17 protein-coding genes are annotated in these 18,946 nt (G+C 63.7%); 10 read left to right on the top strand and 7 right to left on the bottom strand.

What is annotated here, in order from left to right; all coding sequences use genetic code 11:
* Positions 1-11: 11 nt before the first annotated feature.
* Positions 12-743 carry a molybdopterin-dependent oxidoreductase gene (locus AC07P1_RS09220; RefSeq protein ID WP_494695946.1) on the top strand — a complete coding sequence of 244 codons (732 nt, stop codon included), beginning with the start codon at positions 12-14 and terminating at the stop codon, positions 741-743.
* Between the two features lie 65 nt (positions 744-808).
* Complete coding sequence (locus AC07P1_RS09215; protein ID WP_494695502.1) at positions 809-1,084, top strand: pentapeptide MXKDX repeat protein; 276 nt, start codon at positions 809-811, stop codon at positions 1,082-1,084.
* Between the two features lie 10 nt (positions 1,085-1,094).
* Here AC07P1_RS09215 and nhaA read toward each other — a convergent pair whose 3' ends face one another.
* A complete protein-coding gene (gene nhaA / locus AC07P1_RS09210) occupies positions 1,095-2,270 on the bottom strand; it encodes a Na+/H+ antiporter NhaA (RefSeq protein ID WP_494695501.1) in 1,176 nt (391 codons plus the stop codon).
* Positions 2,271-2,530: 260 nt separating this feature from the next.
* Between nhaA and AC07P1_RS09205 the strand changes: the two genes are divergently transcribed.
* Positions 2,531-3,895 (top strand): glycoside hydrolase family 27 protein, encoded by a 1,365-nt coding sequence (locus AC07P1_RS09205; RefSeq protein WP_494695500.1) that lies wholly within the window; start codon positions 2,531-2,533, stop codon positions 3,893-3,895.
* Positions 3,896-3,968: 73 nt separating this feature from the next.
* On the top strand, positions 3,969-4,910 hold the full coding sequence (locus tag AC07P1_RS09200) for an alpha/beta hydrolase fold domain-containing protein (protein WP_494695499.1): 942 nt from the start codon (positions 3,969-3,971) through the stop codon (positions 4,908-4,910).
* An 18-nt stretch (positions 4,911-4,928) separates the two neighbouring features.
* Here AC07P1_RS09200 and AC07P1_RS09195 read toward each other — a convergent pair whose 3' ends face one another.
* The 3 genes from AC07P1_RS09195 to AC07P1_RS09185 are packed head-to-tail and all read right to left on the bottom strand — an operon-like array spanning position 4,929 to position 7,883.
* Positions 4,929-5,990, bottom strand: a complete 1,062-nt coding sequence (locus tag AC07P1_RS09195; RefSeq protein WP_494695498.1) for a glycoside hydrolase family 43 protein — start codon at positions 5,988-5,990, stop codon at positions 4,929-4,931.
* A 46-nt stretch (positions 5,991-6,036) separates the two neighbouring features.
* On the bottom strand, positions 6,037-6,804 hold the full coding sequence (locus AC07P1_RS09190) for a LytR/AlgR family response regulator transcription factor (protein ID WP_494695497.1): 768 nt from the start codon (positions 6,802-6,804) through the stop codon (positions 6,037-6,039).
* Between the two features lie 2 nt (positions 6,805-6,806).
* On the bottom strand, positions 6,807-7,883 hold the full coding sequence (locus AC07P1_RS09185; RefSeq protein ID WP_494695496.1) for a sensor histidine kinase: 1,077 nt from the start codon (positions 7,881-7,883) through the stop codon (positions 6,807-6,809).
* 198 nt (positions 7,884-8,081) lie between these two features.
* Here AC07P1_RS09185 and AC07P1_RS09180 point away from each other — a divergent pair, with 198 nt between their 5' ends.
* The 3 genes from AC07P1_RS09180 (at position 8,082) to AC07P1_RS09170 (ending at position 11,968) form a co-directional block, all read left to right on the top strand.
* Positions 8,082-10,169, top strand: coding sequence for a TonB-dependent receptor plug domain-containing protein (locus AC07P1_RS09180; protein ID WP_494695495.1), 2,088 nt, complete (start codon positions 8,082-8,084; stop codon positions 10,167-10,169).
* Between the two features lie 156 nt (positions 10,170-10,325).
* Positions 10,326-11,276: a 5'/3'-nucleotidase SurE gene (locus tag AC07P1_RS09175; RefSeq protein WP_494695494.1), complete on the top strand. Its 951-nt coding sequence runs from the start codon at positions 10,326-10,328 to the stop codon at positions 11,274-11,276.
* An 8-nt stretch (positions 11,277-11,284) separates the two neighbouring features.
* Positions 11,285-11,968, top strand: a complete 684-nt coding sequence (locus AC07P1_RS09170; RefSeq protein ID WP_494695493.1) for a hypothetical protein — start codon at positions 11,285-11,287, stop codon at positions 11,966-11,968.
* On the opposite strand, the gene AC07P1_RS09165 is transcribed toward AC07P1_RS09170, so the two are convergent.
* Entirely contained in the window at positions 11,956-13,197 is a 1,242-nt protein-coding gene (locus AC07P1_RS09165; RefSeq protein WP_494695492.1) for a TetR/AcrR family transcriptional regulator, read from the bottom strand. The two genes, AC07P1_RS09170 and AC07P1_RS09165, sit on opposite strands and share 13 nt — an antisense overlap.
* A gap of 109 nt (positions 13,198-13,306) precedes the next feature.
* Entirely contained in the window at positions 13,307-13,717 is a 411-nt protein-coding gene (locus tag AC07P1_RS09160) for a hypothetical protein (protein WP_494695491.1), read from the bottom strand.
* Between the two features lie 201 nt (positions 13,718-13,918).
* Here AC07P1_RS09160 and AC07P1_RS09155 point away from each other — a divergent pair, with 201 nt between their 5' ends.
* The 3 genes from AC07P1_RS09155 to AC07P1_RS09145 all read left to right on the top strand — a co-directional run bounded on the left by AC07P1_RS09155 (position 13,919) and on the right by AC07P1_RS09145 (position 17,202).
* Positions 13,919-15,346: a CYTH and CHAD domain-containing protein gene (locus AC07P1_RS09155; protein ID WP_494695490.1), complete on the top strand. Its 1,428-nt coding sequence runs from the start codon at positions 13,919-13,921 to the stop codon at positions 15,344-15,346.
* Positions 15,347-15,515: 169 nt separating this feature from the next.
* Positions 15,516-16,496 (top strand): magnesium/cobalt transporter CorA, encoded by a 981-nt coding sequence (gene corA, locus AC07P1_RS09150; protein WP_494695489.1) that lies wholly within the window; start codon positions 15,516-15,518, stop codon positions 16,494-16,496.
* A 76-nt stretch (positions 16,497-16,572) separates the two neighbouring features.
* Complete coding sequence (locus AC07P1_RS09145; protein ID WP_494695488.1) at positions 16,573-17,202, top strand: pyridoxamine 5'-phosphate oxidase family protein; 630 nt, start codon at positions 16,573-16,575, stop codon at positions 17,200-17,202.
* A gap of 133 nt (positions 17,203-17,335) precedes the next feature.
* Here the strand turns inward: AC07P1_RS09145 and AC07P1_RS09140 are convergent, their stop codons facing one another.
* Positions 17,336-18,922: an outer membrane protein assembly factor BamB family protein gene (locus AC07P1_RS09140; protein ID WP_494695487.1), complete on the bottom strand. Its 1,587-nt coding sequence runs from the start codon at positions 18,920-18,922 to the stop codon at positions 17,336-17,338.
* Positions 18,923-18,946 lie beyond the last annotated feature (24 nt).

The raw sequence follows: 18,946 nt of genomic DNA, 5'->3' as shown, positions 1-18,946 counted from the left end.
AGGGCGCCGCAATGCTGGCCGACGCCATCGCGCGGGTGGCGGAGCCGTCGCGCCGGGCCTTCCTGCAACGCAGCGTCACCCTGGGCGGACTGACCTTGCTGACCGGTTGCTCCCTCGGCAGCGAGGAAAGCATCGAGGCGGCGCTGAACCAGGTTTCCCGCTTCAACGACCGGGTCCAGGCGATGCTGTTCGATCCCGCCCGGCTGGCGCCCACCTACCCGGAATCGATGATCACGCAGCCGTTTCCGTTCAACGCCTATTACGGCGAGGACGAAATCCGTGACATCGACGGCGACGACTGGCGCCTGGAACTCGGCGGCATGGTCGCCGACCGCAAACCGTGGACGCTGCCCGCGTTGCGCGCGCTGCCGCAGCAATCACAAATCACGCGCCACATCTGTGTCGAAGGCTGGAGCGCGATCGGCAAGTGGGGCGGCGTGCCGTTCTCCCGCTTCCTGCGCCACGTCGGCGCCGATTTGAGCGCCAAATATGTCGGTTTCAAATGCGGCGACGACTACCACACCAGCATCGACATGGCCACCGCGCTGCATCCGCAAACGCTGATGGCGCTCAGCTTCAACGACCAACCGCTGCCACCACGCTATGGCTTCCCGATGAAGCTGCGCATGCCGACCAAGCTCGGTTACAAGAATCCCAAGCACGTACAAGCCATTTTTGTCACGAATACCCACCCTGGCGGCTATTGGGAAGACCAGGGATATAACTGGTTCGGCGGCAGCTGACCGGTACCCACGTTGTTAAACCTCGTTTTTAAACCCGCTGTTAAACCCCACTAAAAGGAATCACCATGAACAAACTGACCACCACCCTGCTCGCCGCCTGCCTGATGATCTCCGGCACCGCCTACGCCCAGGACGCGATGAAAAAGGACGAGATGTCCAAGGACGCCATGGCCAAGGAAGGCATGGCGAAGGATGGCATGAAGAAGGACGCCATGAAAAAGCCCATGCATCACGACAAAATGGCCAAGGACGGCATGAAAAAGGACGGCATGGCCAAGGATGAGATGAAGAAGGATGAAATGAAAAAGGACGACATGGCGAAAGACGCGATGAAGAAGTAAACCTCCCGCGTCACGGATGTTCGGCAGCCGGCTTGCCGAACATCTTCAGCCAGACGAAACCCGCCACGCCGGCAACGAGCGAGGCCAATAGAATCGCCATCTTAGACGCGTTGATCAGCGCCGCGTCGTTGCTGAACGCCAGATTGGTAATGAAGATCGACATCGTAAATCCTATCCCGCCGAGCAGGCCGGCGCCGATCACATGACGCCATTTCAAATCGGACGGCAAGGCACAAACGCCAAACGCCACCGCCGCCACGCAGGCGAGCGTGATGCCCAGCGGCTTCCCGAGGACCAGGCCGGCAAGAATGCCGACGCTGTTGGATGACAGCAGATCCCCCATCCAGCCGGCGCCGATGACGATCCCGGTATTGGCCAACGCGAAGATGGGCAGGATGACAAACGCCACCGGCGTGTGCAGGGCATGCTCGAGCCTGTGCGATGGCGAGGCGGCGTCCTCGCCCTTGGCCGAATAGGGAATGGCGAACGCCAGCAACACGCCGGCGATGGTGGCGTGCACGCCGGATTTGAACATCAAGAACCACATGAGCGCCCCGCCGACCAGATATGGCGCGAGCGCGAGCACGCGAAACACCCGGTTCATGCACAACAAGCCGGCGAACACGAGCAGCGCGCCGAGCAGGTAGAGCGGCGCCAGGGTCGAGGTGTAGAAAACGGCGATGACGATGATGGCGCCGAGATCGTCCATGACCGCCAACGCCGTCAGGAACACTTTGAGCGAGGTGGGGACGGCGCGGCCCAGCAGCATCAGCACGGCCAGCGCGAAGGCGATGTCGGTCGCCATGGGTATGCCCATGCCGGCCTGGCTCGGCGTGCCGCCGTTGAACAGGAAATGGATCAGGGCCGGCACGGCGATGCCACCGGCCGCCGCGAACATCGGCAACAGCGCGGTGCGAACGCTCGACAGCTCGCCGTTGTGGATTTCGCGCTCCAGTTCCAGGCCGATCAGCAGGAAGAAGATCGCCATCAAGGCGTCGTTGATCCACAGCTCCACCGACAGTCCGGCGACCTTGGCGTGCCAAAAATGCAGATAGGGCTCCGCGAGCGGCGAATTGGCCAGGCACAGGGAAACGATGGTGCAAACGATCAGCAGGATGCCGCCGGCTTTTTCCGATTCGACGAATCGGTTGAATGTGTGGGAAACGGTCGTTGGAATGAGGTTCATATGGCGTGTGGAAACCGCGCGGCGGCCCGACCTGACGCAATCCCTGCCACACGACATGTGTGGACACCCACGACAATGATAACAGATAGTGCTATTCCATCCAACATAATGCCCCGTCGAGAGGTCCTGCCGAAGTGCCGCAAGCGCTTTTTATCTCCGGTTTTGGCGGAATTCATAATTGATAAGGATTGCGTGCTGTGCAATGCTATTCCGCGCTGAAATGTGCTACTTTTCCTTTTCTTAGCCCCGCTTAGGATTTCATGATCAATTTACCTCGCCGCCACCTTCTTGCCGCTTCCATCGCCGCCGCCGCCGCCACGACCCTGCCCGGCGCGGCGCTGGCCGCCGACAAAAAAACCGCTACCGGTGCAGCGCTGGCGCCCACGCCGCCGATGGGCTGGAACAGCTGGAATTCGTTTGCCACCACCATCACCGAGGCCCAGGCGCTCGAGAACGCGCGCATCATGGCGCAGAAGTTGCTGCCGTCGGGCTACGACATATTCACCGTGGACATACAGTGGTACGAACCGAACGCCACCGGCTACGACTATCGCAAGGATGCCGAACTGACGATGGACGCGCACAGCCGCCTGCTGCCCGCGCCGAACCGGTTTCCCTCCGCCGCGAACGGCAAGGGGTTCAAGGCGCTTGCCGACCAGATCCATGGCATGGGGATGAAATTCGGCATCCACGTCATGCGCGGCATTCCGCGCCAGGCGGTGCGGCTGAACACCCCGATCCTGGGCACGACCTTGCGCGCCCGCGATATCGCCGACACCAATTCCATCTGTGGCTGGAACGGCGACATGTACGGCGTCGACATGACCAAGCCCGGCGCGCAGGAGTACTACAACTCGATCTTCAAGCTGTACGCGTCGTGGGGCGTCGACTTCGTCAAGATGGACGACATGTCGCGCCCCTATGACAAGAACTGGCGCGAGATCGAAGCGGCGCACAAAGCCATCCTGGCGTCCGGGCGCGCTATCACGCTGAGCCTGTCGCCCGGCGAAACCGATCTCAAATGGGCCGAGCACGTGCCGCACTACGCGCAACTGTGGCGCATCTCGGACGATTTCTGGGACGAATGGAAATTGTTGAAGGATCAGTTCCAGCGCCTGGAAAACTGGAACCCGACGATGGCCGCAAACGCCTGGCCGGACGCCGACATGCTGCCCCTCGGACGCCTTGCTATGGGCGAGCGCGACACCAAATTCACACCGGACGAGCAGCAGACGCTGATGACTTTATGGTCGATCGCGCGCTCGCCGCTGATCATGGGCGGCGACCTGCGGCGCCTGGACACGAACACGCTGGCCTTGCTGACCAATCCGGAAGTGATCGCGGTGAATCAAAAGAGCCACCACAACCATCCACACCGCGCCGATCCGGGCACGCGGATCTGGAGCGCGCGGGCCGACGGCGCCAAACCGGTCCACTACCTGGCGCTGTTCAACACGGAGGACGCGCCGGTGGAAATCGAATTCGACCTGTCGCGCCTCAACCTGGGCGGCAAGACGGTGAAACTGCGCGACCTGTGGACACGCAAGGACCTTCCGCCGGTGCGCGGGGTCATCCGCCAGAAACTGGTTCCGCACGGTTCCGTCCTGTTGCGCGTGGTGGCGTGACCGACCGGGCCGCGAACGCCGCCCGGCGGATGGCGCGAAGCGGTCCCCAACTCAACATGTAAGGAAAGAAACGATGCGACTCCCCCATGTGCTGCTGTGCTCCACCCTGTGTTTGATCGCGCCGGCGCCCACCTTGGCGCAGAGCGCGGCCGACGACGGCTACGGCGCCGCCGTCGCGATCGGCAGCGGCTACAACGTCAACGCCAACGTGACCTACCTGACCGCCAGCGGACGCGATCTCAAGCTCGACGTCTACCAGCCCTCGCCCGCCAAGGCCGCCACGCCGGTGGTGCTGAACATCCACGGCGGCGGCTGGGTGGCCGGCTCGCGCGAAGGGGATTTGCTGCGATTGCTGCCGTACATGCAAATGGGCTTCGCGGTGGTCAACATCGAATACCGGCTGGCCAAAACCGCGCTGGCGCCGGCCGCCGTGGAAGACACGCTGTGCGCGCTGCAATGGGTGGGCCGCAACGCCAAGCGCTACAACTTCGACCTGTCCAAGGTGGTGGTGACGGGTGGCTCGGCGGGCGGACACCTGGCGCTGGCGACCGCGATGATCCCGTCCGATTCGCCGTTCACCAACCAGTGCGCGCCGAACGGTTCGTGGAGCGGGCCCTACGTCAATCCGGCGCCGAAGGTGGCTGCCGTGATCAACTGGTTCGGCATCACCGACGTGGCCGACATGCTGCAGGGGCCGAACGTGCGCTCTTACGCGGTGGGCTGGTTCGGCGCGATGGAAGGCCGGATGGAGCTGGCGCGCCGCCTCTCGCCGCTGAGCTATGTGCGCAAGGACGGTCCGGCGGTGCTGACCATCCACGGCGACGCCGATCCGCTGGTGCCGTACGCGCACGCGGTGCGCCTGCGCCAGGCGATGGACAAGGCCGGCGAGAAGAACCAGCTGCTGACCATCAAGGACGGTGGCCACGGCGGCTTCACGCCCGAGCAGAACCAGCAGGCTTATCTGGCGGTGCGCGATTTTCTGCGCGGGCTGGGGATCGTCGCGCCGCCGAAATAATGCGCAAGGCCGCCGGTCTCAGCGACCGGAAGCGGTTAGTGGATTGGGCGCCACGCCTTCTGTCGTCATGACAACAGGCCGGATCGTGCCGTCCTCGTTGAAGACCATCCGCTCGACCGCGAGCTCGCGATGATTGCCGTCGAGCTCGTTGAGGGGACGGCGATGGTAGGCGATGTACCACTGGTCCGTCCCCGGCACATTGACGACGGAATGGTGGCCGGCGCCCCGGGCGACCTTGTCATCCTGTTGCAGGATTTTGCCGATGCGCTTGAACGGCCCCAACGGCGACGGGCTCATCGCATACGCCACGCTGTATCCCGGGCCGGTCCACTCCCCCTCCGACCACATGAAGTAATACACACCCTTGCGCTTGACCATGAACGATCCTTCGACGTATTCCGGGTCCGGCGTGATCTCCTTGTAGGTGGCGCCGTCGGGGAATGGCACCACGCCGAGCAGATCCGGCGCCAGCTTGACGACGTTGGCGTGCTTCCAGCCGCCGTAGTACATATAGAACTGGCCGTCGTCGTCCTTGAACACCATCTGGTCGATGGGCTGGGCGCCGTTGTGGATCTGCCCGATCAGGGGCCGCCCCAGCGCGTCCTTGAACGGCCCCTCCGGACGGTCGCTGACGGCAACGCCGATGCCGCCAAGCTGCGTGTCGCTTTTGATGTCGTTGGCGCCGAAGAAGAGATAGTACTTTCCCTTGTGCTCGATCGCCGAGGGCGCCCACAAGGCATAGGCCGCCCACGACACATGCTCGACATCGAGCACATGCGGGTGCTTGGTCCAGTGCACCAGATCCGGCGACGAGAAGGCATTGAAGAAGGTGCTCTTGAGGAAAGGCTCCCAGATCAGCTCCGACCGGGCACGCATGCGCTGTTGCGCGGGCGTGAAGGCCTTCGACCGGTCCGGCGTGCCCTGGTCGGCCGAGTAGGTCGGGTATATCCAGTAGCGCCCGTTGAAGATACGGATTTCCGGATCGGCATACCAACCCGGGACGACTGGATTGGCCGCGTGCGCGGATGCCGCGGCGCCCGCGAGGAAAAACACAGCCAGACGACGCAACAAGCAGTTCATAGTTTTATTCATCATCGACATTCAAAAATTGACTCGGGCAAGACTATCATGGCGGCGCCGGTTTCCCGCTTTCCAGCACGGACTTGACGTCCGCCCAGTGGCGCTCGCTGATCGGCAACGACTGGCCGCAGCGCAGCGCGACGACATAGCCCCCCTCTTGCATCTGACGCAGTCCCAGTACCTCGTCACGCCTCACCAATATCCGGCGATGAATGCGCAGGAATTCGTCCGGGTCCAGGTATTGCACCAGTTCCGTCAATGTCGTCCGGTGCAACAGGGTGCGCTCCGCCATGTGCAACTCGACGTAGTTGCCCGCGGTCTCGATCCACAACACGTCTTTCAAAGCGACTTTATCCATACGGCCCACCGACCTGACGATCAATTCACGCCAGAACCCGGGCGCGGGATCGGTGAACTGGCGTAAGGCCCTGGTATAGATGGCGCGCTGTTCCAGCAACACCCGGGCGCGCGACATGGCCTGGTGCAGGCGCCGCTCATCGACAGGCTTGACGATGTAGTCCAGCGCATGGGTGTCAAAGGCGTCGAGCGCATGTCCCCGGTGCGCGGTGGCGAACACGATGAGCGGCGGCTGTTCCATCCGGCCCAGCGAACGGGCCATCTCGATCCCGGATTCCTGCGGCATCTGGACATCGAGCAGCACCAGGTCCACTTCATTCGTTTGCAGAAAGCTGCGAGCGGCGGCCGCACTGGCGCATTCGGCCGCCACCACCCAATCGCCGAGCGGCGCCAGCGCCAGTCTCAAATTGGTGCGCGCGTGCGCTTCGTCGTCGACTATCAGTACTTTAAAAGCCATCGTCAATCCATCACTTGCCATGGAAGCCGCAGTCCGGCCACAAACCGGCCGTCGACCCGCGCGATATCGAGCGACGCCAGGTTGCCGTAGGCCAGCCCCAAGCGGGCCCGTATGCCCCGCAGGCCGATCCCCAGCCCCGCCGTCGGTGCCGCCTGCGGGAAGACCGGGTTGCTGACCCGCACCAGCAGGAACGCGCCCTCCCGAGCGAACGTCACACGGATATCGCTGCTGTCCGCATGACATTCCAGATCATGCCGCAGCGCGTTTTCGACCAAGGGCTGCAGCAGCATCGGCGGGCACTCCACCTCCTCGTCCAGCAGATCGGCGCCCTCTATGCTGACGCGCAAGCGCGAGCCGAAACGCAGATGTTGCAATTCCAGGTAATCGCGCACGAACTGCAGCTCTTGCTTCAGGCTGACCCAGTCGCGCTCGCTACTGAGCAAGGCGTACTGCAGCAGGTCCCCGAAGCGCGACAGTCCCTCCAGCGCCAGCGGTTTGTCGTCGGTCCGCACCATGGCGCCGATCGCGCTGAGGGTATTAAAGACGAAGTGCGGCTCCAGCTGTCCGCGCAACGCGGCCAGGCGCTGCCGCTCAAGCGCCAAGCGCACTTCGGTCAGTTCGCGTGCCTGCTGCTGCCGCTGCTGCCACAGCAGGCCGGCCACCACAACGCCAAACGCCAGGGTCAACAACACAAACACCACGAACCATTCGAATTTGCCCATCGAAAGCCAGTAGCGCCAGGCGTTCGGCAGGTTCGGGACCAGGTCGACCTTGAAGCAGCGCCGATAGGCAAGGCCGAGCATCGCAACCGGCCAACACAAGGCCAGGTACAAGAGATATCCGTGAACGATGCGCCGGCGCGTGGCGAGCCAGCCGGGATGGCGCTGATAAATCAGATAGAGCAAATAGCTCTGCACCATCATCACCGCGTAGCCGCACCACCAACCCAATGTCATCATCCAGTAACTGCGGGCGTCGAGATGGTGCGCCGCATCGCCGTAGGTGCTGATTCCCGCCACCGCGCACAGCAGCGTCCAGAGGCCGAAATTAATCAAGAAGGCGCGCAGTTTAGCGGACATAGGCAGCGATATTGTTTATCTAATTGACAAAGTATAACAGCCGGCCTCAAGCGCTTTGCCCCCCTTTCGTCCCACGGGAACAGGCATTCGTCACACGCCGATGTGGCCGCGTCCGGCCTTGCGCTACGCTGGCCGCTCTCCAACTTCCGGTCTACCACCATCATGCGTTTTTCCCTATTGCGACCAGTCCCGCTTCTGGTGTTCAGCCTCGCCGCCGCGGCCAGCGACGACACACCTCCACCGCAGCAAATCGAGGTGCGCGGACCGGGAAGCAGCCAACTGCGGCGTGACGACGCCGTCGGGCGTATCGTGATCGGCCGCGACGACCTGCAGCGCTACGGCGAGACGACATTGTCGGACGCGTTGAAACGGCAGCCCGGCCTCAGCGTCGTCGGCGGCGAGATACGCATGCGCGGCCTCGGCGGCGGGTACACCCAAATCCTCATCGACGGCCAGCCCGCGCCGGCCAACTTTGACATCGCCACGTTGTCGCCGGAGCTGATCGAGCGCGTGGAGATCCAGCGCAGCGCGCAAGTCGATTCGAGCACGCAATCGGTGGCGGGGTCGCTCAACATCATATTGCGCAAGGCGGCAGGCGCGGCGCGGCGCACCGCCAAAATCAGCGCCGAGCGGCAGGCCCACGCCACCAGCCCCACCGCGACGGCACAATGGATAGGACGCAGCGGCACGGTCGGTTACGGTCTGACCGCGACCGCCAGCGAAACACGCCGACGCGAACGCACCGCCACCGACGAACAGGCCAGCGGCGCCGGCCTCGACGCCGTGCGCCGCCTGGAGGACGGGGATCGCAACCTTACTCGCCGTCTCAGCGCCGCGCCACGCGCGGACGTCAAGCTGGACGGCGGCAACACGTTGACATGGCAGGGACTGGTGGATCTGTCGCGGATCGATGCGCGCGGGACACAGTCCGAGCACACGCTGCAAGGCGCCCCCACCGCATCTCCCGACTCCGACTGGCGGGGGCTGTTTAAAAATTGGCTGGTGAAGTCGGACCTGGCATGGATGCGGCGCTTCGACGCTGGCAGCCTGACGCTCAAGGCGGGCCTGGAGGCAAACAACCGCGACGGCGACTACCTTTTCCAAGGCATCGACGCTGGCGGTATCCCCTGGCTGAATCGCGCGGTCGCCTCGCGCGCCTACCAGCGCCGCGCCACCACCAGCGGGAAGTACCTGACACCGCTGGCGGCCGGCCATGACATCGCCATCGGCTGGGACGCGTCCCAGGTGCGGCGCGAGGAAAGCCGGCATCAGCGGGACACCGCCCCGCGCGAACCGGACGGCGCGCCCTTGTACAGCCTGGATCAAGACTACAACGCCAGCGTCGAACAAGTGGCCCTGTTCGCCCAAGACGAGTGGAGCGTCACGCCGCGCCTGCAAGCGTATCTCGGCTTGCGCTGGGAAGGGCTGGAGACGCGCACCTGGGGGCCGGGCGACGCCGCGACGGCGTCCCGCGTGTGGAGCCCGGTGGCCCAAGTGCTCTGGAAGCTCCCCGACAGCGCGCGCGACCAGCTGCGCCTTGCGCTCGCGCGCACCTACAAGGCGCCGCAGCCACGCGACCTGGTGCCGCGCCGCTATACGGTCAACAATGACAACGGACCGACGCAGCCGGACTACCAGGGCAATCCGTCGCTTCGTCCCGAGCTGGCCTGGGGATTGGACGCCGCGCTGGAATCCTACTTTGCGCGGGATGCGATGGTCAGTGTCTCGGCCTATGTACGGCGCATACAGGACGTGGTCCAGCTCAGGCTTTGGCAGGAGAACGGCGTTTGGGTCGGCAGCCCGGCCAATGGCGGCGTCGCCAATGTGCGCGGCGTGGAGATCGACGCGCGCGTCCCGCTCAAGGTGGCATTGGCCGGCGGAAGCACGATCGATTTTCGGACCAACCTCAGCCGCAACTGGTCGCGCGTCGAAGGCCTGGCCGGCTCCGACAACCGCCTCGGCAACCAGGCGCCGCTGACCGCCAACCTGGGGCTGGACCTGCGCCTGCCGCAGGGACGCGGCGCGGGGACGAATTTCCGCTTTGTCGGCGGCTGGCGGGCGCGCACGGCGCAGTCCCTGGTCCAGGAAACCGGCGTCGCACGGGAGCTCGAAGCCTACGCCACCTGGCCGGCCGCCGGTGGCCGCCTTCGCCTGACCGTGGCCAACGTGGTGCAATCGACGCGCCTCGCCGGCCAACGCTATGACGACGGTCTGTACGCGAGCACCCGCCTGTCTGCAAGCGCACAGCGCCCGCTCCTCCGATTCCAGTACGAGGTCCAGCAATGAGCCACGAATCACGTATTTCCGGGATTAATTCGCACAGTTGTCTTTTTAATGCGGAATCCAAACACATTGTCCCATAATAAATTCGCACTTCCGTCACAATGCCGTCATAAAGTTTAAATATGATTCGTGCTTCCATCCATGCACAAGAGGTAGAACATGAATCACCGTTTGATGGCCGCCGTCGGCCTAGCCGTGTGCGCCAGCCCGGCGTTGGCTCTGAACATCCTGGTCGCCAACGACGACGGCCTGACCAGCAACGTCAAGGCCTTGTACGACGAGCTCAAGGCCGCCGGCCACTCCGTCATCGTCTCGGTGCCCTGCACCGGCCAGAGCGGGCGCAGCGCCGCCATCGTCATGTACAGCACCACCACCATCGTGGCCGACAATGACAAGACCCAGATCGAAGCCGAGGGCGGTTGCCACAACGGCGCGGCGCCGCTCGGCGCACCGGCGGTGGGCGCCTTCACCAAGAGCGGCTACACCGGGGGCGATTACAACTATGTGCATGGAACGCCGGTCATGGCCACCATGTACGGCCTCGACGTGCTGGCGACGGCGCGCTGGGGAAAGGCGCCTGACCTCGTGTTGTCCGGGCCGAATGAGGGACAAAACGTCGGCAAGCTGGCGATCAACTCGGGCACCATCGGCAACGTGCAGTTCGCCGCAGGGCGCGGCATTCCCGCCATCGCCCTGAGCGCCAGCGCCGACAGCGCCGACAACACTGGACTGGCCAATCCGAAGTCGCGCGTTGTGGCCCAACTGACCGTCAAACTGATCGCAGCACTGCAATCGAAGGCGGGCGCGTCCCCGCTGTTGCCGGGCGGCCTCGCGTTGAACGTGAATTTTCCCGACGTCCCGGCGGCCAACGCCGGCTGGGCTTTTTCGCGCCAGGGCACCTACGATAGCTATCGCCTGAAGTTCAGCAGCGCCGCGCCATGGGGGCTGAGCGGCACGGCGCCGGGTGCGCCGACCGCCGAACAGGCCGAGGATGAAGCGCTGCTGTACCGGACCAAGGTGGCCGTGACCGCGTTCCAGGTCGGCTATGAGCAGCGCCCCGCCGGCCAGCAGTGGCTGCGCCTGCGTCTGCGCGATCTGTTTGCCCAATGAGCCGCGCCATGACACCGAGTTTCCTCCCATGTGCCGGCGCCCAGCGCTTGCCAACGTCTCTGATGGTGTCGCTGTTGGCGACGCTGCTGTCGGCATGCGGCGGCAGCCATGACGACGCGCCGGCGTCCCCGCCCTCTCCCGTCGTCAAAGTGACAGAACTGAGCGCTGGCGCCTACGCCGTCAGCGCCGGTGACGCCGCCGATCCGACCGCCGGCAAATACTATGCTGCGGCCGATGGCAGTCGACTGCTTGTGCTCAACAACAGCGCCCAGCGGGCCAGCGCCACGTACCGGCGCGACGCCAATGGCGCATGGCTGCGTTCGCCGGAAGCCAAGGCGGACACCGCGCTCGACCTGCTCCACAGCAGCGTGATCCCGGCCAAGGCGCTCGCCATCGCGCCACTGGCCCGCAGCTACGCGGTGTGGCTCGACAACGGCAACGCCGCACTGTTTTCGATTGGCGCGGGTGGCGAGATCACGGCCGGCGCCAGCGCCTGCAAACTGTCGGGCAAGCTGGCGGCGTCGAGCCTGCCGAACGCCCTCAAGCTGTCGCTGGCCGCCAGCGGCTGTGGCGACCTGCCCGCGCAATCGGAGGGTTTGCTGGTGGCCGACGACGACTATGCGCCCGCCGCCTTCCGCCTGATCACCCCGGGCGCCGGCGGGCCGGTCGATCTGTGGGCCTATCCGGAGTAGGTGGCGAGCCACCTGCCCGCCGCCGCGAACGCCGTGGCGACCGACTTGTCGGACCCGTCGCCGGGCGGCTCGGTGATGGTCAGCCCGGTCAGCCCCATGGAAACCACCTGGGCCGCCAGCCCGTCGATGCCGCGCGCCTGCGGCAGATATTTGCCGAACACCGTGACCAGGTTGGCGCCACGGCGGGCGCGCATGTCGGCGACGCATCCGGCCAGCTCCGGCATGCGCGTGGCGGCGATGGCGACGGCGAGGCTGGCGCGCGCCAAATCGAGCTTTTCGCCGTCGCCGTCCGTGCGCAAGCGCTGCAACTTGTCGAGGTCGTCCGCATCGACGGCGGCGGAGATATGCGCGACGATCGACTCCAGCCCGGCCAGCAACAGATCGCGCTGGGCGGGATAGCGGTAACTCAATGTGCTGGACGGAATGCCGACTTCGGCCGCGATGGCGCGATGGGTCAGGCCGCCGATGCCCTGCGCGGCCAGCCGGATGCCGCACACCCGCGCCGCCGCGACGGACCACGCCGGCACGCGCGCCGCCTTGTCACCGCCTGCCGCCTCCACGCGCGGCAATGCCATCCGTAACGCCACCGCCGCAAACAGACGGGCATCGGCCGTCTCCGGAGCGGCGGCGACGCCACCGCCGAGCAAGCGCTGCAAGCACAAACGGCGCAGCATGCGGTAAGGCCCCACACCATCGAGCACAACGCCATACGCCTGTTCGGCAATCACATAGCCATGCCACCAGCCGCAGGCGATCAATGCCGGCGCCACCCGCGCCTGCTCGCCGAAGGCGTGCCAGAAGTCGCGGCGCACGCCGATCCAGTCGACCATCGCGGGTCGCAACGACGCCTCCCAGGTGCAGGCGTGCAGCATTTCCAGAAAAAGCACCGTCAGCCCGCGTTGACCGGTGGCCTGCTCCTCCAGGATCGCTTCGGCCAGGTCGGCGGCGAGCGCGATGGGCAGCGGCGCCGGCTGCTCCAGCATGGCGCGCCAGCCATCGAGCATCCGCGCATCGTGTTGGGCGGCGGCTTGGCAAATGGCAGCGATGACGCCGGCGCGCGCGCCGTAATGATGGGTCAATACCGTGACCGACACGTCCAGCTCCCCTGCCAGGCTGCGCAGCGTCAGCGCCGCCAAGCCGCCGTCGCCGACGATACGGCAGGCGCTGGCCAACAGTACGTCGTGCTGCGGCGCCTTGTTGGGTCTTCCGGGTTCGGCACGTTGATTCAAGCGTCCCTCGTTTAAAAAGGAGAAAGACGCGATTGTAGGGTATTTGACCGGCCGGCATCGCCTATCGCCGGTCGCGGGAAGGGGGACCGGCGATCGGGGATCGGGGAATCTACAACGTGACGTCCGTCTGGATATCGGCCAACGCCATGCGCAGCACCTTGTGGTCGGGCTGGATAATGGCGTTGAGGTCCGGCGAAAACAAAAGGCTGGCAAGTTCGCCGCCCAGTCGGCAGACCAGTCCATGGAAATGAACACTCTCGTTTCTTCTATCGAAGCGCGCCACGATGGTCGCCGTCGAGGCATTCGAAAAGATGACATCGATGCGGTTGCCGTTTTCCGGACCGAACACAAACCAGTCGTCTGCGACCGGCCACGACGGCCCAAGGTATCCGGCCAACATCTGCTGCGCCCGTAGTACCCGATTCGCGTCCAAGACCGGTGGCAGCCAGCCATCCAGGGTTATATCGGGCAGGTTGTCCACACCCGATATGAGATACACATCACTCTGCCATACCGCCATTGCGTCTACTTTCGTGGTTCGCCACACCAAGCAAAGTTTGCCCGAAGAAAATTACTCAGGCATGACAACGCGGAGGTCAGCAGCTCGCTGCCATGCTCTTCCAAGCGGTCCACCCCTACACGGGAGTTGCTTTCCGTCCTACTCTCGTCGCCTTGCAAAACGGTTCTAATTGAGCCTCAGGAATTTGCATGGAGAATACGAATGGAAACCGAACTGAAACTGAAGGTCGCCCAGCCCGATCTGGCGCGGCTGCGCCACCATCATTTGCTGACCGGCTCACCGGCGACGGCGCCGGTGGAACACGAATTGCACGATGTGTACTACGACACCCCGAATTTGGATTTGTGGCAAAACGGTTTGACGTTGCGCGTGCGCGCGGAAGCGGGCGGCTGGACGCAAACCGTCAAAACGGCCGCGCAGAGCTCAACCGGCTTGCACGAGCGTGGCGAATGGGAGTCCGAGCTGGCGGGACCGGCTCCCGCCCCCGCGCTGCTGGCCAAGCAGATCAAGCAGGCCCGTATCGCCGAGTTGCTGCGCTCGCCGGAAATCGGCAACCAGCTTGAGCCGATATTCAACAACACCACCCGGCGCACCAGCTGGCGCGTCGTGCTGCCGGACGGACGCAAGGTCGAGTGCGCGCTGGACGCCGGCGACCTGCACGTCGGTAGCCGCAACGCGGCGATCGGCGAACTCGAGTTCGAACTCAAGCGGGGCAATCCCGCCGGCCTGTTCGAGCTGGCGCTGGCGCTGCACGCCGACATTCCGTTCCAGATCGCCAACGACAGCAAGGCGGCCCGTGGCTATGCGCTGTTGCACAGCGAACCGATCAAGCCAGTCAAGGCGACGGCGGTCAGATTGACGAAGAAAATGTCGCTGGAGGACGCGCTGCAATGCATGGGACTGAACTGTCTGGCGCAAATGGAGGCCAACGTACCCGGCGTGCTCAGAAAAAGCGTGGAAAGCCTGCACCAGATGCGCGTGGGCTTGCGGCGTTTGCGTGCCCTGCTGGATATGTTCGAGGAGATGGCGCCACCGCCGGCGCAGACGCGCGACAGCCTGGAATGGCTGGCGGGGGAACTCGGCGCGACGCGCGACTGGGACGTGCTGGCGGGAACAACCCTTGCGGAAATACAGGGAGCGGACGTGTCCGGGTTGCGCGAGATCGCCCAACAGCGCTCGCAGCGGCTGCACAGCGAGATGCTGGACAAGCTCCATGAGCCGCGCTACACCGAACTGATACTCCAGTTAAACGGATGGTTCCACGCGCGACTATGGCGTACGGAAGGAAAGCTGCCGAAAGGTTCGCCGTTGGTGCGCCCGGCGCACGAGGCCATGGCGCCCCTGCTGCGCAAGGCGCAGCGCCGCCTGCACAAGCGCATCGACACGCTCGACGAGCATGACGCGCCGGCGCGCCACCGTATCCGCATCGCCGCCAAGAAAACGCGCTACGCCGCCGAATTCTTCCGCGACCTTTTGCCGGCAAAGCAGATCAAGTCGTACATACGCACCTTGGAGGATCTGCAGGGGAAACTCGGCCACTTGAACGACCTGGCTGTCGCACAAGGGCTGTTGGCGCAGATCGACGAGGCCGAAGGTGGGCAGTACGTGCAGTATGTGCGGGCTACGTGACGGCGGCAGCGGAAAAGGAAAGCCGGCATTTAAGGCGGTCATTGCACGCCATCGACCGCATGAAGATGACGCGCTAAGCGAAATCGCGCTCCCACATAGTACACTTCGGAAATCGTGCCGTTGCCCGCGCGAATCGCCGGGCAGGCCGCCAACCGAATAGATCGAATACATGAATGATGGAAACGCAGTTATAAATTGCTCTTCTTACCGTGACGGCCACAAGCTGGGCGAGACGTCGCTCGAGGCGATCAGCGATGTGCTGCTGGAGGCGGGCACCTTCGTCTGGGTTGGATTGTTCGAGCCCGACCAGGAACTGATGGCGAAAATCCAGGAGGAATTCGCCCTTCACGAACTGGCCGTCGAAGATGCGCAAACGGCCCACCAGCGCCCGAAGCTGGAGGAATATGGTGAAACGCTATTCGTCGCTCTGCGCACGGCGACGCTCGTGGGCGAAGACATCCACTACGGCGAAACCCACATATTCATCGCTCCCCGCTTTGTGGTGACGGTGCGTCACGGAGAGTCATCCGGCTACACGAAGGTACGCGAACGGACTGAGTCCATGCCGGACAGGCTCGCCAAGGGTCCCGGCTATGTGCTGTACTCCATCATCGATTTCATCGTCGACCAATATCAGCCGTGCATCGATAAATTGCAGGAACGATTCCGGCGCCTCGAGGAACAGCTGTTCACACCCGACTCGACGTCCGACAATCTCGAGGATTTCTATAACCTCAAAAACGAGCTGCTGGAGTTGCAGTCGGCCGCCATGCCGCTGGTGGAGATCTGCACCCAATTGCTCAGGTTCCACAGCGACATCATCCCAAAGGAAAACCGCGTCTACTATCGCGACATCCTCGATCATGTGGCCAGGGTGACGCAAGCGGCGGACCGGATGCGGGAGATGATCAACGCCGCCATGCAGGTGTCGCTGGCGCAAGTGACGATACGCCAGAACGACGTGGTGAAGAGACTGGCGGGCTGGGGGGCGATCCTGGCCGTCCCCACCATGGTGTTCAGCCTGTACGGCATGAATTTCGAGTTCATGCCGGAACTCAAATGGAAGGGGGGCTACCCCATGGCGATGGGCGCGATCGCCCTCGTCGTCCTCCTGCTCTACCGCCGGTTGAAGCGCGTCGGCTGGCTGTAGCGCTGCTACCGACGAAATTGTCCACCGCTAGCGCTGGTGTGAGACCATGGGGACTTTCCCTCGGACCGGACAACCTATGCCAGCGTACCCGCAACATCAGACCATCGCGACGCTTACCGACCTCGAGGCGTTGTTCGTGCCGCCGGCGGCCCCGTCGATCGCGAAGGAAGCCGCTTTCATCCACCCCCACTACGCGACATTGATCGCGGCCTCGCCCTTCGCGGTGCTGGCGACCAACGGCCCGGACGGCCTCGACGTCTCGCCGCGTGGCGACGCCCCCGGGTTCATCGTCGTGGAAGACGATACGACGCTGCTGCTGCCCGAACGGCGCGGTAACAACCGCATCGACAGCCTGCGCAACCTGGTCGTCGATCCACGCGTCGCGCTCCTGTTTCTGATTCCCGGACATGGCGAAACGTTGCGCGTCCAAGGCCGCGCGAGCATCGTCGTCGCGCCCGCGTTGCTGGAGCGCTTCGCGGTCAACGGCAGCGCGCCAAAGTGCGTGCTGGTGATCAAGGTGGAGTCGGTCTTCTTCCAATGCGCCCGCGCGGTCTTGCGGTCACGCCTGTGGGACCCGGCGGCGGCGGTGCGCGACACCGCGCTGCCGCGCCCCGGCGCCATCCTCGCCGCCCTCAGCGACAATGGCATCGATGGCGAAAAGTATGACGCCGAACTGCCGGACCGTCTGCGCACCACGCTTTATTGAGCGCACCACGACTGCCGTGTCCGCGGCAACGAACAGTAATCAAATATTTTTCGCCACATTAAACGCAAAAAGCTCCCTTCAGGGAGCTTTTTTTAAAATAAGGATGATCGCCATCCTTATAGGCCGAGCTTTTTCATTCGAGATTGATCGCCGCGATCTTACGGTTAGGCCCGCTGATGAAAAGGACACCGCGGTTAGAGATAGACAAGTCGCCACCGAGCGGGTAGTTCCACACCACCCGCCTGGTCGCCAGGTTGATCGCCAGCGTGACGTTCTCCGAACTAACAAAGGCGAGGTTATCGGTCACCAGCAGCTTGTTAAAGACCTCTCCGCTATTCAGCGATTGCGATGTCCAGAGCATGGCGCCGGTTGAAGGCGAATGCGCTTCGAGTACCGTGCCGGCCGCGTTCAAGGCATACACGACCTTTTTCGCAAACACAGGCTGGCCCACGGCGGTACCATTGGCCGACCACAACCGCGTCTTCGCGACAAGGTCGAATGCGACAAGACGGCCGCCGCTGATGATAAACGCGGATTGGGCGTCCGAAAGCACCGGTACCGTGCCGGTGTAGCCGCTCCAGGAATTCTCGATATCCTCGATCTTGTATGCGACCGTGCCATCGCCCACGTTGACCGCATACAAGCTGCCACCGATGAAAGTATAGGCATAGGTGCCATCCACTGCGGGCGTCCAGCCGTCATATTGCGGAAGCGCCGTGCTTGCCCACAGCAGGTCGTTCGTGACGGTACTAAACTTGCTCATGCCGCCGTAGTAACCGCTGTTCGTATAGACGGTATCGCCATATACCGTGGGCGCCAGGTAGCGTTCCCACTGTGAGCTCATGCTTTTTTTGCTTTGCAACTGCCCCGTCGCCTGGTCGAATACCCAGAAGAAGGTGCTCTCATGACCGCTGGTGGCAAGGTAGACATTCCCGTTCGCAGCGGCTGCTGGATTCGCTCGATGCACGGCGCCCAGGTCGGCCCGCCACACTTCCTTGCCGGTATCTTCACTCCATGCCACCAGGGTGGACTGTGGGCTGAAATAGCCGCTGTACACGCCAAAAACCTTGCCGTTGTCGTGTACCAGCGGGACCAGCTCGCTGGTCGTTGCCGAGGCTGGTAGAGTCCAGCGTCGGGCGAACTTGTTGACATCGAAATTGGCCGGCACATAACCGGTGTGCGAGGCATTGCCCTGGTAGGTGCTCCAGTTTGCCATGAACGGTGTAGCGCGCAAGGTAGTGAGATTGTTGCCCGATTTGACGGTCACGTTCAGCGGTATCAACCATGGCGAGCCCTCCAGCGGCGTTTTGCACACCTTGGCGTCGTCCTCGCACAGCCGCAGTTCCAGATTGGTCGTGTGCGTACCCACTGTCAAGACGGAAGAAGTCTGCAACGTCGCCGAGTACTCGGTACTGGACATGGCGTCGATTTTTACGTTGGTGGATATGAGGCCCACACTGTCCACGATGGCGACATTGAACGGTTTGGAAAACGTCTTGCTCGACCGCGCATTGATCGTGAAGGTCAACGGCTCATCTGGATAGGTCGTCAAATCCTGTGACGCGGGAGTCAGCGTTAGCCAGCTCTGGTCAGGCTTGACCACCGGCGGCGTCGGTATCGGTGCGGGGGCACCGGTGGACGAACCTCCACCGCCGCCGCCGCACGCGGACAACGCCAGGGCGCAGGAAGCGCTGACGAAAACTCTGATTACATGGTGCATGGACACTTTGCCGGCAAAACCAGC

The organism is Duganella sp. GW821-FHT07F09, assembly GCF_059418705.1.
Note: the sequence above shows the minus strand (reverse complement) of the source record. Positions and strands in the feature narration are given on the sequence as shown.